11 protein-coding genes and 1 pseudogene are annotated in these 13,190 nt (G+C 71.2%); 6 read left to right on the top strand and 6 right to left on the bottom strand.

Features of this window, described 5'->3' with window-relative positions:
* Positions 1–883 (top strand): autotransporter outer membrane beta-barrel domain-containing protein (locus BMZ47_RS26755; protein ID WP_139221079.1); only part of this gene is annotated, 883 nt, incomplete at its 5' end.
* 44 nt (positions 884–927) lie between these two features.
* Here the strand turns inward: BMZ47_RS26755 and BMZ47_RS26750 are convergent.
* Entirely contained in the window at positions 928–1,830 is a 903-nt protein-coding gene (locus tag BMZ47_RS26750; RefSeq protein WP_091865334.1) for a LysR family transcriptional regulator, read from the bottom strand.
* A 92-nt stretch (positions 1,831–1,922) separates the two neighbouring features.
* Between BMZ47_RS26750 and BMZ47_RS26745 the strand changes: the two genes are divergently transcribed.
* Complete coding sequence (locus BMZ47_RS26745) at positions 1,923–2,792, top strand: aldo/keto reductase family oxidoreductase (RefSeq protein WP_091865331.1); 870 nt, start codon at positions 1,923–1,925, stop codon at positions 2,790–2,792.
* Positions 2,793–2,808: 16 nt separating this feature from the next.
* Here BMZ47_RS26745 and BMZ47_RS26740 read toward each other — a convergent pair whose 3' ends face one another.
* The 5 genes and pseudogenes from BMZ47_RS26740 to BMZ47_RS26720 all read right to left on the bottom strand — a co-directional run bounded on the left by BMZ47_RS26740 (position 2,809) and on the right by BMZ47_RS26720 (position 8,068).
* On the bottom strand, positions 2,809–4,038 hold the full coding sequence (locus tag BMZ47_RS26740) for an ABC transporter substrate-binding protein (protein WP_091865329.1): 1,230 nt from the start codon (positions 4,036–4,038) through the stop codon (positions 2,809–2,811).
* A gap of 134 nt (positions 4,039–4,172) precedes the next feature.
* Positions 4,173–5,057, bottom strand: coding sequence for a beta-keto acid cleavage family enzyme (locus BMZ47_RS26735; RefSeq protein ID WP_091865327.1), 885 nt, complete (start codon positions 5,055–5,057; stop codon positions 4,173–4,175).
* 268 nt (positions 5,058–5,325) lie between these two features.
* The gene (locus tag BMZ47_RS26730; RefSeq protein ID WP_007560862.1) at positions 5,326–6,084 is read right to left on the bottom strand and encodes an SDR family NAD(P)-dependent oxidoreductase; all 759 of its coding nucleotides are present in this window, start codon (positions 6,082–6,084) and stop codon (positions 5,326–5,328) included.
* Positions 6,081–7,031, bottom strand: coding sequence for a 3-hydroxyacyl-CoA dehydrogenase family protein (locus BMZ47_RS26725; RefSeq protein ID WP_091865325.1), 951 nt, complete (start codon positions 7,029–7,031; stop codon positions 6,081–6,083). The genes BMZ47_RS26730 and BMZ47_RS26725 overlap by 4 nt, the downstream gene beginning before the upstream one ends.
* A 10-nt stretch (positions 7,032–7,041) precedes the next feature.
* Positions 7,042–8,068: pseudogene (locus BMZ47_RS26720) on the bottom strand (cyclase family protein).
* A gap of 312 nt (positions 8,069–8,380) precedes the next feature.
* Here BMZ47_RS26720 and BMZ47_RS26715 point away from each other — a divergent pair.
* The 4 genes from BMZ47_RS26715 (at position 8,381) to BMZ47_RS26700 (ending at position 13,169) form a co-directional block, all read left to right on the top strand.
* Entirely contained in the window at positions 8,381–9,640 is a 1,260-nt protein-coding gene (locus BMZ47_RS26715; protein ID WP_091865323.1) for an ABC transporter substrate-binding protein, read from the top strand.
* Between the two features lie 19 nt (positions 9,641–9,659).
* Positions 9,660–10,535 carry a branched-chain amino acid ABC transporter permease gene (locus BMZ47_RS26710; RefSeq protein ID WP_007560867.1) on the top strand — a complete coding sequence of 292 codons (876 nt, stop codon included), beginning with the start codon at positions 9,660–9,662 and terminating at the stop codon, positions 10,533–10,535.
* Positions 10,536–10,746: 211 nt separating this feature from the next.
* Positions 10,747–11,667: a branched-chain amino acid ABC transporter permease gene (locus BMZ47_RS26705; RefSeq protein ID WP_007560869.1), complete on the top strand. Its 921-nt coding sequence runs from the start codon at positions 10,747–10,749 to the stop codon at positions 11,665–11,667.
* Entirely contained in the window at positions 11,664–13,169 is a 1,506-nt protein-coding gene (locus BMZ47_RS26700; protein ID WP_007560871.1) for an ATP-binding cassette domain-containing protein, read from the top strand. Before BMZ47_RS26705 ends, BMZ47_RS26700 begins: the two co-directional genes overlap by 4 nt.
* The last annotated feature ends 21 nt before the right edge of the window (positions 13,170–13,190 follow it).

The following is a 13,190-nucleotide window of genomic DNA, read 5'->3' as shown; positions in this document are numbered from 1 at the left end:
GGTGTTCGGCCTCTGGGGCCAGGGCTTCGGCGCGTTCGGCACGGCGGGCGGGGGCGGCAACGCCTTCGACCTCGACCGGCAGATCGCCGGCTTCGCGCTCGGCGCCGACATCCGGCTGCCGAGCGGGGTCCGGTTCGGCCTGGTCGGCGGCTACACCGAGACCAACCTCGACAGCGCCGGCCGGCAGGGCGGCGGTGCCCGGGCGGAGAGCGCGACGCTCAAGAGCGGCTTCGGCGGCGTCTACGGCGGCTACGCGTTCGGCCCGGTCTCGGTGCGGCTGGGCGCCCTCTACGCCGATACCGACACCCGCACCCGGCGCAGCGTGCTCTACGGCCTGTCGGACAGCGCGACCGGCCATGGCGGCGGCCACACCGTCCAGGGCTTCGGCGAGATCGGCTACCGGTTCGCGTTCGGCGCGGCCTCGGCCCTGGTGTCGAAGGACGGGCCGGCGGTGGCGGCCTCGTATATCGAGCCGTTCGTGGGCGGGGCCTATATCGGCATCCGGCGCGACGGGTTCGCGGAGACCGGGGGCGCGGCGGCGCTGGTGAGCTACGCGCGCGACTACGACCTCGGCGCGGTGACGGCGGGGGTGCGGGCGCAGACCAGCCTGGATCTGGGCTTCGGGCTTCCGCTGACGGCGCACGGGCAGCTGGGCTACCGGCGGGCGTTCGGGGACGTGGTGCCGACGGCTCTGCTGAGCTTCGGCAGCGGGCCCTCCTTCCTGAGCGCCGGCGTCCCGATCGACCGGGACGCGCTGGTGGCCGGCGCCGGGCTCGACCTGGCGGTGGCGCCCAACGCCAGCCTGGGCGTGGCCTATACCGGCCAGGTCGGCGCCCGCGCCCAGGACCAGGCCGTGAAGGGCAACTTCACCCTCCGGTTCTGATCAGAACGACGGGGTGGCTGACCGGGTCGACCCTTCAGGCCCGCTCACGCCATCCGCGCCGCGATGAAATCCACGAAGGCCCGCAGCGGCGCCGGCAGGTGCCGGCGGCCGGGGAAGTAGAGGAACGGGCCCGAAAAGACCTGCCACCAAGGTTCGAGCACGGGCTCCAGGGCGCCGCTCTCGAGCTGCGGGCGCAGCCAGTCTTCGAAGAGATGGATGATCCCGGTCCCCGCGACCGCCGCCGCGACGGTGAGGTCGCTGGCGCCGACGCGCACGATCAGCGGGCCGGACGGATCCACGCGGACGATCTCGCCTTCGCGCTCGAACTCCCACGGCGCCGTCAGGCTGCCGCTCGGGAACCGGCCCAGCAGGCACGCATGGGCCAGGAGGTCGCGCGGATGGTCCGGGCGCCCGCGCCGGTCGAGATAGGACGGGGCGGCCGCGGTGGCGAAACGCTGCCGCCGCGGGCCGATCGGCACGGCGATCATGTCCTGCTCCAGCCGCTCGTCGTAGCGGATGCCCGCGTCGCACCCCGCCGCCAGCATGTCGACGAAGCCGTCCTCGACGACCAGTTCGAGCCGGATCTCGGGATAGGCGGCCAGGAACGGCGGCACGATCGCCGGGAGGACGAGGCGCGCCGCGCTCAGCGGCACGTTGAGCCGGAGCGTCCCGGCCGGCCGGTCGCGGAACCCGTTCACCACGTCGAGGGCGGCCTCGACCTCGCCGAGGGCCGGGCCGAGCCGTTCGAGCAGGCGGGCCCCGGCCTCGGTCGGCGCGACGCTGCGGGTGGTGCGGTTCAGGAGGCGCACGCCGAGGCGCGTCTCCAGCCGGCGCACCGCCTCGCTGAGGCTCGACGCGCTCCCACCCCCGGCCCGGGCGCCCTCACGAAACCCCCCGGCCCGCGCCACCGTCACGAAGGCCGTCAGATCCGCCAGATCCATCGCCATTGTTCGAAATCCCGCACGGCCCGTGCCGATCGTCACGGCTAATCCGCGCAGTCCGGGCCGTCTACATCCGGGGCGGCAACAGGAGATTCGCCATGACCGACATCGCGCAGGCCGGGACCGTTTCGCTCGGCGACCGCAGGGTGAAACGGCTCGGATACGGGGCCATGCAGCTTGCCGGCCCCGGCGTTTACGGGCCGCCCAAGGACCGGGCGGCCGCGGTCGCGGTGCTGCGCGCGGCGGTGGCCGCGGGCGTCGACCACATCGACACCAGCGACTTCTACGGGCCGCACGTGACCAACCAGATCATCCGCGAGGCGCTCCACCCCTATCCCGACGATCTGGTGATCGTGACCAAGGTCGGCGCCAAGCGTGGGCCGGACGCCTCGTGGAACCCGGCCTTCTCGGCCGAGGAGCTGACGCAGGCCGTCCACGACAACCTGCGCCATCTCGGCGTGGATGTCCTCGACGTGGTCAACCTGCGCCTGATGTTCGACGTCCACGGCCCCGCCGAAGGCGCGATCGAGGCGCCGCTCTCGGTGCTGGCGGATCTGCAGCGCCGGGGCCTGATCCGGCGGATCGGGCTGAGCAACGCGACCCGGCAGCAGGTCGCCGAGGGCCGGCGCATTACCGAGATCGTCTGCGTGCAGAACCAGTACAACCTGGCGCACCGGGGCGACGACGCCCTGATCGACGAACTGGCCGCTTCCGGGACCGCCTACGTGCCGTTCTTCCCGCTCGGCGGCTTCAGCCCGCTGCAATCCACCGCCCTGTCGGCGGTCGCCGCCGAGCTCGGGGCGACGCCGATGCAGGTGGCACTCGCCTGGCTGCTGCGCCGGGCGCCCAACATCCTGCTGATCCCGGGCACGTCCTCCCTCGGCCACCTGCGCGAGAACCTCGCGGCGGCCGAGCTGACGCTGCCCGACGACGCGATGGCCACCCTGGACGGGATCGGGGCGGCCTGACCGGCTCCAAGGGCGGCTATTTGGCCGAAAGTCCGGCCACCATCGGGCAGCCGCCCTCGCCCATCGGCCGAAACGCCTGCTCGGCGGGGATCGTCTCCAGCACCTTGTAGAGGTCCCATTCGCCCTTCGACTCGGAGGGTGCCTTGGCCTCGAACAGGTACATCGGGTGGATCTTGCGCCCGTCCGGCCGGATCGTACCCGTCCCGAACAGGGGATCGTCGGTGGGCAGCGCCTTCATCTTGGCGACCACGGCGGCGCCGTCCTTGGCCGAGTGCAGGGCCGCCACGGCCTTCAGGTAATGCAGCGTGCTGGCGTAGACGCCGGCCTGGTACGAGGTCGGCTTCCGACCGGACATGCGCGCGCCGAACCTGTCCGAGAAGGCCCGGGTTCCGTCGTTGAGGTCCCAGTAGAACGAGGCGGTGAATTCGAGTCCCTGGGCGACTTCGAGGCCCAGGGAATGGATGTCGGTGATGGCGATCAGCAGGGCCGCGAGCTTCTGGCCGCCCTGGCGGATGCCGAATTCGTGCGCCTGCTTGATCGCGTTGGCCGCGTCGAGGCCGGCATCGGCCAGGCCGATCACCTGCGCGCCGGAGGCCTGCGCCTGAAGGAGGAACGAGGAGAAATCCGGGTTCGGGAAGGGGGTGCGCACGCCGCCCACGACCGTGCCGCCGTTCTTCTCGACGACCGCCTTGGTGTCGCGCTCCAAGGCGAGGCCGAAGGCGTAGTCGGCGGTGATGAAGTACCAGGTCTTGCCGCCGCGCTTGAGCATCGCCTTGCCGGTGCCGTTGGCGAGCGCCGCGGTGTCATAGGTCCAGTGCACGGTGTTCGGGGTGCAGGCCGGGCCGGTCAGGTCTGCAGTGCCGCCGCCGGAATTCACGAACGCCTTGTTCTTCTCCTTGGTGATCTGCGCCACCGCGAGCGCCACCGAGGAGGTCGGCACGTCGAACACCGCGTCGACGCCGTCGCGGTCGTACCATTGCCGGGTGATCGAGGCGCCGACATCGGGCTTGTTCTGGTGGTCGGCGGCGACCACCTCGACCTTCAGCCCGTGCGCCTCCGGCTTGAAGTCCTCGACCGCCATGCGGGCGGCGACCACCGCGCCCTCGCCGGTGGAGTCGAAATAGACGCCGGAGCGGTCGTTCAGCACGCCGATCTTCACCGGCACGAGGTCGGCCGCCAGGGCCGTCCCCGCCCCGAGCGCCCAGAGAAGCCCCGTCAGTGCCGCGACACGGTGGCGGACCGTCATGTCTCACTCCCTGTTTTTTTGTACGCGGCGACGTTGTTCGTCGCTCGCATGGCGTCCCAATACAGCTTATCCGGCCGCTCCCGAGGCCGATACGGGCGGATGAGAAGATGCGGTCGATCCGTCAGGGCCTCCCCTCACCCCCGCGGCGCCAGCCCGAAGATCGCGCGCGCCTCGTCGGGCGCGGCCGGCTCGCGGTCGAGATGGGCCAGCAGGCTGACGGCCTTCTCCACCAGCGCGGCGTTGCTCGGCGCGAGCACGCCCCGGGACAGGTACAGGTTGTCCTCCAGCCCGACCCGGACATTGCCGCCCATGCCGGCGGCCACCGCCAGGATCGGGAATTCCTCCCGGCCGATGCCGAAGGCCGACCAGATCGCATCCTCGGGCAGCCGGGCGCGCATCGCCACCAGAGCCTCCGGGGTCGCGGGGGCGCCCCAGGGGATGCCGAGGCAGATCTGGAACAGGGGCGGCCGCGCCAGGTGCCCCTCGGTGATCAGGTGCCGGGCCAGCTCGATCTGGCCGAGGTCGAACACCTCGATCTCCGGCTTCACCCCGGCCTCGCGGATCTGCGCCGCCATGGCCCGCAGATGCGCGGGGGTGTTGAGGAACAGGTGCTCGCCGAAATTCATCGTCGCGATGTCGAGGGTGCAGATCTCGGGGCGCAGCGCCGACACGTGCCGGGTCCGGGTCTCGGGCGACACGAAGGTGGTGCCGGGGCCGGCCACCGACGGGTCGGGATCGCCGGGCACGAACCGGCCCCCGGCCCCGGTGGTGAGGTTGAGGATCACGGACTCGTTCCGCTCGCGGATCCGCTCGACCACCTCGCGGTAATGGGCGAGCTCCATGCTGGGCGCGGCGGTCTCGGGATCGCGGACATGGATGTGGACCACCGCGGCGCCCGCGGCGGCGGCCTCCAGGGCCGATTGGGCGATGGCCTTCGGGCTCACCGGCACCGCCGGGTTCTTGCGCGGCGTGTCGAACGAGCCCGTGAGGGCGCAGGTGATGACGGTCGTCCGGGACATGGTTGTCTCCCTGATCCTGACGGTGCCGCCCGCGGGAAGCTGGGCCGACCCATCAGGTTCTGCGTCAAGCCTTTGAACCGCTGCGCTTTTGCCCTCCCGCAAGGGCTACTGGATATGCGCGCTTCCGTCGTTGGATAGGGCCTTGCCGTTGCCCGTGAGGGGCACGGGTCCCCTCTCCCGTGCGGGAGAGGCAGCACCGCGCGGCCTTAGAGAGCGATCGCGCTCCGAACCTCGATAGACGTCGCTCCCCGCAGGAGCCTGAGCCCCGCTACATCGCCCCGCCATCCACCGTGATGGTCTCGCCGGTGATGTAGGCGGCCCCCGCGGCCAGGAAAAAAATCGTCTCGGCGATGTCCTCGGGCCGGGCCATGCGGCGCAGCATCGTGTGCTGCACGGTGGCGGCCTTGCGGGCCTCCGGCCAGGGCTCGGTCCAGGGGGTGGCGACGAGGCCCGGGGCGACCGCGTTGACGCGCACGTCGGGGGCCAGCGCCCGGGCGAGGCTGCGGGTCAGGTTGATCAGCCCGGCCTTGCTGGCCGAATAGGCGATCGAGGAGCCCCGCCGCCCGAGCCCGGCCACCGAGGCGGTGTTGACGATCGCCCCGCGGCTTTCTTTCAGACTGGCCGCTGCGGCTCTGGCGCACCGGTACGGGCCGATCAGGTTCGTCGCCAGGATCGTGGCCCAAAAATCCTCGGTCATCGCGTCGAGATCCTCGAAGGCGATGGGCGCGGTGGTGCCGGAAGTCCCGGCATTGTTGACCAGCACGTCGAGGCCGCCGAGCGCCGCGATCCCGGCCGCCACCATCGCCTCGGCCTCGCCGGGCCGGGACACGTCCCCGGGCAACGCCATCACGGCCAGGCCTTCGGCGGCGAGACGTTCGGCCTCCGCGGGGCCGCGGGGATCGTCGGGCAGGTGGTTCAGGGCCACGCTGGCGCCGTTGCGGGCGAACAGCGTCACCGTGGCCAGCCCGATGCCCGAGGAGGCGCCGGTGACGAGGATGCGCCGTCCGGACAGGTCCGCGCCGATCATGTGCCCTCCATCCGGCCGATCCCGGCCATCGCCCGCTTGAGCGCCAGGAGCTTGCGGTCGCGCTCGCGGAACAGCTCCTCCGGCTCGCGCCCGCCCCAGTCGAAATAGCCCCGGCCGGCCATCACCCCGGTCCGGCCCTCGGCGCAGAGCGCGTCCAGGGTCTCCGACCGCGTCCGGGGCGGGGGCGGCGCGTAGCTGGCATTCGCCAGGGCACGCTGCGTCAGCTCCAGCCCGGTGAAGTCGGCCTTGGCGAGGTGGCCGAGGATCGGGATGCGTAAGCTGAGCCCGTGGATGATCGCGTCGTCGATGTCGCGCGGCGCGGCGATGCCCTCGTCCAGCAGCCGGAACACCTCGGCGCTGATCGCCGACTGGATCCGGTTGGCGACGTAGCCGGGGATGAAGCGCTTGAGCACGATCGGCACCTGACCGAGGCCGAGCACGAGGTCGCGCATCGCCGCGATCACCGCCGGATCCGTGCCGGGGCTCGGGACCACGTCGACGAGGTCGACGATGTAGGGCGGCGTGTACCAGTGCATCACCAGCGCCCGCGCCTGCCGGGCCGCGGGGATCAGCGGGAAGACGTCGAGATAGCTGGTGTTGCTGGCCAGGATCGTGTCGGCCGGGCAGAGGCGGTCGAGCGCGGCGAACAGGGCCCGCTTGGCCTCCGGGTTCTCGGTGATCGCCTCGATGACCAGGTCGGCCCCCGCCACCGCCGGTTCGAGTTCCGCCTCGACCCGGACGGCCTGGGCGAGCCGCGCGGGATCCCAGCCGCCCGGGGCGGCGCCCGCCTCCTGCAGGGTCGCCAGAGCCGATTCCATGAGCGCCGGCACCCGGGCGCGGGACTGCGCATCCGTGTCGGTGATCCGCACGGCATGCCCGTGGAGCGCCAGCACCAGGGCGATGCCGTGGCCCATCAGGCCGCCGCCGACGATCGCGATTTCCGTCATGGTGTCTCCCTCACACCGTCGCGATCGGCGTCACCGGCGAGCCGACCGCGCCCGGCAGGCGGAGCGGCGGCGCGGTGAGCAGGAAGCGGTTGCGCCCATGGGCGCGCAGCCAGTCGGCCAGCGGCGTCAGGTGCCACAGCTCGCCGAGATTGACCCCGAGCTTGAACAGGCAGTGCTCGTGGAGCGGCAGGGTCGCGCAGCAGGCCGGCCCTATCCCGGCCGGATAGGCCTCGACCGCGTAGTTGTCGGCGATCAGCGCGCAGAGGCCCGAGCGCGTGATCCAGTCGAGGAGCCGCGGGTCCCGGCCGTCGAGCCCGGCGCAGAGGTTGTGGACCTGCTTCGGATCGGGCGCCCCGCCCATGGCGATCAACCGCTCGGCGAAGCCGGTATGCAGGCAGACCATGTCGCCGGGCTCGATCACGACCGCGTCGGCCGCGATGATGCCGGCGAGCTGATCGTAGCCGACCTTGGCCTTGGCGTCGCCGAGATGGGCGCGCAGGTCGATCATCACGGCGCGGCCCTGCATGCCGACCTCGGCCAGCCGCTCGATCCCGAGCTTTTTCGCCCGGGAGGGCTGGTCGGCGGCCTCGGGGGTGCTCGGCCCGACGATGTCCCGGCCGCCGCGAAAGCCGTTGTAGAAGGTCGGCGCGGCACCCGCGCCGTCGGCATCGAACAGCGAGCCGACATGGGCGAGCGAGTCCCACTGCGTCGAGTATTGCAGATGGATCAGGGCGCGGTCGTCGCAGATCACGTCGGTGGCGCCGTCGACCTCCTCGCAGACCGGGAAGTTCATGTTCGGACGGCCGTTGGCCCGCCGGGTCGGGGTGATCTGCGGCGGGTGCCGGCGCGGATTGAGGACGTTGCCGCCCGGCAGGTCGAGAGGCAGGCTGAGGCAGAAGGTCAGGCCCTCGCGCACCTCGGCGACGCCCTGGCGGACCTTCTCGGGGGGTCAGGAGGTTCAGCCGCCCGCGCTCGTCGTCGGGGCCGAAATCCCCCCAGGTCGAGCCCTCGGGGCGCCGGGTCCAGCGCAGGCTCATGCGCGCGTTCCCCGCGGCAGCAGGCGCGTCGCCGGAATCCGGGGCCGCGGTCCGGGGCGAACCCCGGCCGCGGCCGAGCGTGCGTTCCTCACCTGTCCGTCGCCCTTCTTCGAGGCTGTCGGGCCCGCGTTTCGCGGCGCCGCCCGGAGCCTAGGCCGGCGCGCAGCGAGTCGATACCCCGGGCGGAAAACGACTGGGCCGAAACGTCACCGGCCGATCCCGACGCAGGTCTTGTGCTCTGCTTTGGCGCGGATACAGTTCATCCCAAGCCCGCGAATAAAAAATTCGGGCACCTGGGATGAGGAATCGCCGATGTCCGAGACCGTGCGCGTCGTCGCTCGGCGTGCCCCGATTCGGCGCACGCTGCCCGCGCTGCTCGCGGCGGGATTGATGCTCACCGGGCAGGCCCGCGCCGCCGACCCGATCAAGATCGGGGTGATCGCCGAGGCGCAGTCGGTGGCCGGGTCCGCGATCCCGAAGGCGGTCCAGCTCGCCGCCGACGAGATCAACGCCCAGGGCGGCATCGACGGGCGCCAGATCCAGGTCGTGACCTACGACGACAAGAGTTCCGCCTCCGACGCGGTCCGCGCCTTCCAGCGGGCGGTCAGCGAGGACAAGGTCAACCTCGTCATCGCCAGCTACATCTCCGAGGTCGTGCTGGCCCTGATGCCGTGGTCGGCCCGCCTCAAGACCCCGATGATCACACCGGGCGCGGCCTCCAACGAGATCAGCGTCGCCGTCCATAAGGACTACGCGCGCAACCGCTACACCTTCCACGGCTACCTGACCTCGCACGCCCTGGCGCAGTCGGTCTGCGACTCGGCCAAGGAGGCGCTGGTCGGGCTGCTCAAGGCCAAGTCCGCCGCGATCATGAGCGAGGACGCGGCCTGGACCCGCCCGCTGGACGCGGCCTACGAGGAATGCCTCCCCAAGGCCGGGCTGAAGGTGGTGGAGCATGTCCGGTTCTCGCCGGATACGGGGGACTTCACCCCGATCTACAACAAGATCGAGGCGGCCAAGCCAGACCTGATCGTGACCGGCATCGCCCATGTCGGGGTGCAGCCGACCGTGCAATGGCAGAACCAGCAGGTTCCGATCGCCATGACCGGCATCAGCGGCCAGGCGACCTCCTCGACCTTCTGGGCCAACACCAACGGCGGCACGCAGGGCGTGCTGTTCGACGCCATCGCGGTGCCGGGCGTGGCGATGACCGAGAAGACGAACGCCTTCACCGACGCCTACATCAAGCGCTTCGGCGGCGCCCCGTCCTACGCGGGCTACATGGCCTACGACGCCATGCATTACGCCGCGGACGCGGTGAAGCGCGCCGGTTCCACCGAAGCCGACAAGCTGGTCGACGCCCTGGAGAAGACCGACTGGCTCGGCACGGTCGGGCGGATCCAGTTCTACGGCAAGGACGAGACCTTCACCCACTCGATCAAGTACGGGCGGGGCTTCGTCACCGGGCTGCTGGCCCAGTGGCAGAGCGGCAAGCAGGTCGCGATCTGGCCGACGGAGGTGGCCAACGGCAAGCTGGTCCTCCCGCCCGCGGTCAAGCCGGCGGTGCAGTGATGCGGTCGGGGAGAGCGCGATGATCGGGCTTCAGATCCTCGTCGACGGCTTCGCGATCTCGGCGCTCTACGCGCTCGGCGCGATGGGCTTCACCCTGATCTTCGGCGTCTCCGGCGTGCTGAACCTCTCGCACGGCGCGCTGATGGTGATGGCCGCGGTCGCGGCCTGGGCGGCCTCGTCCCAGTTCGGCCTCGGCTCCTACGCGGGCGCCGGGATCGGCATCCTGTGCGGCCTGGCCGCCGCTTTGGTCACCTACTTCGCGATCGTCGCCCCGATCGAGCGCAGCCGCGCGATCCCGCGCGAGGAGAAAGAGATCTTCGTGCTCACCGGCACCCTGCTCTGGGGGATCATGATCCAGGAACTGGTGGCCTACTTCTTCACCGACAATCCGAAGACGGTGCTGCCGATCGTCGAGGGCGTGATCGAGATCGCCGGGGTGCGCACGCCGAAGAACGAGATCTTCACCGCGGTGATCTGCTGGATCGTGATCGGCCTGCTCTGGCTGTTCGTGAACAAGGCGCGGGCCGGCAAGGTCCTCCTCGCCGCCTCCATGAACCCCCGCGGGGTCACGCTGCTCGGCCACGACATGTCCCGGATCTACGTCGCGGTCTGGGCGATCTACGGGCTGCTCGCCGGCATCGCCGGGGTGCTGCTTGGGATGTTCCTGGGCGTCTCGTCCTATTCGGTGGGGCCGCTCACCGCGAGCGCCTTCTCGATCGTGGTGCTGGGGGGCTTGGGCAGCGTCACCGGCTCGCTGATCGCGGCCTATGTGGTCGGCTATCTCGAGACCGCCACCGCCTACCTGATCTCCCCGGCCTACCGGGTGATCCCGGCGCTGCTGCTGCTCGTGGCCGTGATGTACCTGCGCCCGCAGGGCCTGCTGGGGCGGCGGTGATGGTTTCTTCCGCCCCACGGGCCCCCAGCCTGCGCCCGCATCCTGAGGTGCCGGAGCGCAGCGCAGGCCTCGAAGGAGGTCTCCAATCGGGCGCGCGATCCCTGGAGGTCTCCTCCGAGGCCGCTGGCGCGGCACCTCAGGATGAGGGGTTTGGGCGGGACGGGTCTCGGTCCCGAGTGAGGTCGGTCGTTTCACCGATGAGGCTGACCCCATGAAGCTCCTCTCCACCCCGGGCTTCTGGGTCGCGCTGCTGGCGCTCGCCCTGGCCGCGTTCCTGCCCTGGTGGGTCTCGGGCTACATCCTCGGGCTCCTGACCATCGCGTATTACTTCGGCGTCTTCGCCATGGCCTGGGACCTGCTGTTCGGCTTTGCCGGCGAGGTGAATTTCGGCCCGACCTTCCTGATCGGGCTCGGGGCCTACGGGGCCGGCATCCTCAACAACCGCTACGAAGTGCCGATCCCCTACTGCCTGGCGGCCGGGACCGTGCTCGCGGTGGTCGGCGGCCTGGCCCTGGCGCTGCCGGCCCTGAAGGTGCGGGGCCCGTATTTCGGGCTCATCACCCTGGTCGCGGTGCTGCTCCTGCAGAACATGATCGTGGTGTTCTCCGGGATCACCGGCGGCGAGATCGGCCTCACGGTGCCGGACGTGATCTCCATCGACGCCGACACGAATTACTGGATCGCGCTCGGCTTCATGGCCTTCGCCGGGCTGGTGCTCACCGCCATCGCCCGCTCGCCCGCGGGGCTGATCCTCCAGGCCGCCGGCCAGGACCCGATCGTGACCGGGGCGCTGGGCTTCAACGTCGCCAAGCACAAGCTCGCGGCTTTTGCGGTCAGCGCCGCCTTCTCGGGCCTCGCGGGCGGTCTGGTGGTCTTCTACATGGGCACCGCCTCGGTCGGCACGCTGATCGACACCGCGGTCGGCGTGCAGGTGATCATCGCGGCGGTGCTCGGCGGCCGGCGGACCATCGTGGGCGCCGCCCTGGGGGCCGTGTTCCTGATCGCCGCAGGCGAGCTGCTGCGGCCGCTCGGGCCCCTCTCGACCTTCGTGGTCTCGGCGGTGGCCCTGCTGGTCATCCTGTTCGTGCCTTCGGGGCTGCTCGGCCTCGCATCCGTCCGGAGAGCGCGATGACCGTCGCCGTCAGGCCCGCGCCGCCCCGCGCCGCCTCCCTCGCCGAACCCTGCCTCACCGTGCGCGGCCTGACCAAGCGGTTCGGCGGCCTGGTCGCGGTCAAGGACATCGACCTCGACCTGCGACCCGGGGAGATCCTGGGCCTGATCGGGCCGAACGGCTCGGGCAAGTCCACCGTGATGAAGCTGATCATGGGGCTCGAGCGGCCCACCGCCGGCTCGATCCGCCTCGACGGCGCCGAGATCGGTGGGCTGCCGGCCCACCGGGTCGCTCGTTCTGGCGTCGGCCTGGTGTTCCAGCACGCCCGCCCGCTCCAGCGGCAGACCGTGCTGGAGAATATCAGCCTCGCCCTCCTGCCCGACAGCCTGATCCGGCTGGCCGCGGACCCGCACGTGGCGCGGCGGGCGCGGGAGATCGCCGAGCGCGTCGGCCTCGGCGCGGTCGTCGACCGGCGGCCCGGCACCCTGCCCTTCGCGGATCTGCGCCGGCTGGAGCTCGCCAAGGCGATCGCCCGCGACCCGAAGGTGGTGCTGGTGGACGAGCCCTTCGCGGGACTGACCGGCGGCGAGGTCGCGGCCTTCTCCGAGCTGATCCGCGGCTTTCGCGACGAGGGCAAGGCGGTGCTCCTCGTCGACCACAACGTGAAGAGCGTCGCGGCCCTCGTGGACCGGGTCTTCGCCATGTATCTCGGCGAGCGCATCGCCGAGGGCTCGGCCGAATCCGTCATGGCCGACCCGACCGTCCGCCGGGTCTATCTCGGCGGCAGCATCGAGACCGCGGCTCGGCCCGAGGCGGCGTTCAAGCCGGATTCGCTGCTCACCGTCGAGAACGTCGACGTGCTCTACGGCAAGGCGCAGGCCCTGCGCAGCGCTGCGATCCACGTCCACGAGGGCGAGTTCGTCTCGGTGGTGGGGCTCAACGGCGCCGGCAAGACCACCCTGTTCAACGCCATCTCGGGCCTGGTCCCGCATACCGGGACGATCCGGTTCGACGGCCAGGATCTCGCGCGCTTGAGCCCCGCCGCGATCGCCCGGGCCGGTATCGTCCAGGTGCCGGAGACCCGCGAGCTGTTCGGCGATCTCAACGTGCGCGAGAACCTGGATCTCGGTGGCCAGCACGTCACCAAGGCCGAGAGCGTGCAGCGGCGCGACTGGCTCTACGAGCTGTTCCCGATCCTCAAGGCCCGCGAGGGCCAGACCGCCCGCACGCTGTCCGGCGGCGAGCAGCAGATGCTGACCATCGCCCGCGCCCTGATGATGCGCCCGCGCCTCCTGATCCTCGACGAGCCGACGCTCGGCCTCGCCCCGGTGATCCTGGAGCTGCTGTCGAAGGCCCTGGAGCGCCTGCGCCAGACCACGCCGATCACCGTCCTGCTCGGCGAGCAGAACGTCACCTTCGCGCTCCCCCATGCCGACCGGGTCTACGTGCTGGAACAGGCCCGCATCGTCTGGGAAGGCCCGCCGGACCGCTTCGCGGGCGAGATGGGGGCGAAGTATTTGTAAGGGGCCGGCGACGGCGGCCTT

The organism is Methylobacterium brachiatum, assembly GCF_900113845.1.
In the GTDB taxonomy this organism is placed as follows: domain Bacteria; phylum Pseudomonadota; class Alphaproteobacteria; order Rhizobiales; family Beijerinckiaceae; genus Methylobacterium; species Methylobacterium brachiatum.
Note: the sequence above shows the minus strand (reverse complement) of the source record. Positions and strands in the feature narration are given on the sequence as shown.

Excerpts from the sequence above, each read along its gene's own strand:
- BMZ47_RS26735 (WP_091865327.1), bottom strand. The coding sequence starts at position 5,057 with ATGTCCCGGACGACCGTCATCACCTGCGCCCTCACGGGCTCGTTCGAC.
- BMZ47_RS26730 (WP_007560862.1), bottom strand. The coding sequence starts at position 6,084 with ATGATCGGCGCGGACCTGTCCGGACGGCGCATCCTCGTCACCGGCGCC.
- BMZ47_RS26710 (WP_007560867.1), top strand. The coding sequence starts at position 9,660 with ATGATCGGGCTTCAGATCCTCGTCGACGGCTTCGCGATCTCGGCGCTC.
- BMZ47_RS26750 (WP_091865334.1), bottom strand. The coding sequence starts at position 1,830 with ATGGCGATGGATCTGGCGGATCTGACGGCCTTCGTGACGGTGGCGCGG.
- BMZ47_RS26715 (WP_091865323.1), top strand. The coding sequence starts at position 8,381 with ATGTCCGAGACCGTGCGCGTCGTCGCTCGGCGTGCCCCGATTCGGCGC.
- BMZ47_RS26745 (WP_091865331.1), top strand. The coding sequence starts at position 1,923 with ATGACCGACATCGCGCAGGCCGGGACCGTTTCGCTCGGCGACCGCAGG.
- BMZ47_RS26705 (WP_007560869.1), top strand. The coding sequence starts at position 10,747 with ATGAAGCTCCTCTCCACCCCGGGCTTCTGGGTCGCGCTGCTGGCGCTC.
- BMZ47_RS26700 (WP_007560871.1), top strand. The coding sequence starts at position 11,664 with ATGACCGTCGCCGTCAGGCCCGCGCCGCCCCGCGCCGCCTCCCTCGCC.
- BMZ47_RS26740 (WP_091865329.1), bottom strand. The coding sequence starts at position 4,038 with ATGACGGTCCGCCACCGTGTCGCGGCACTGACGGGGCTTCTCTGGGCG.
- BMZ47_RS26725 (WP_091865325.1), bottom strand. The coding sequence starts at position 7,031 with ATGACGGAAATCGCGATCGTCGGCGGCGGCCTGATGGGCCACGGCATC.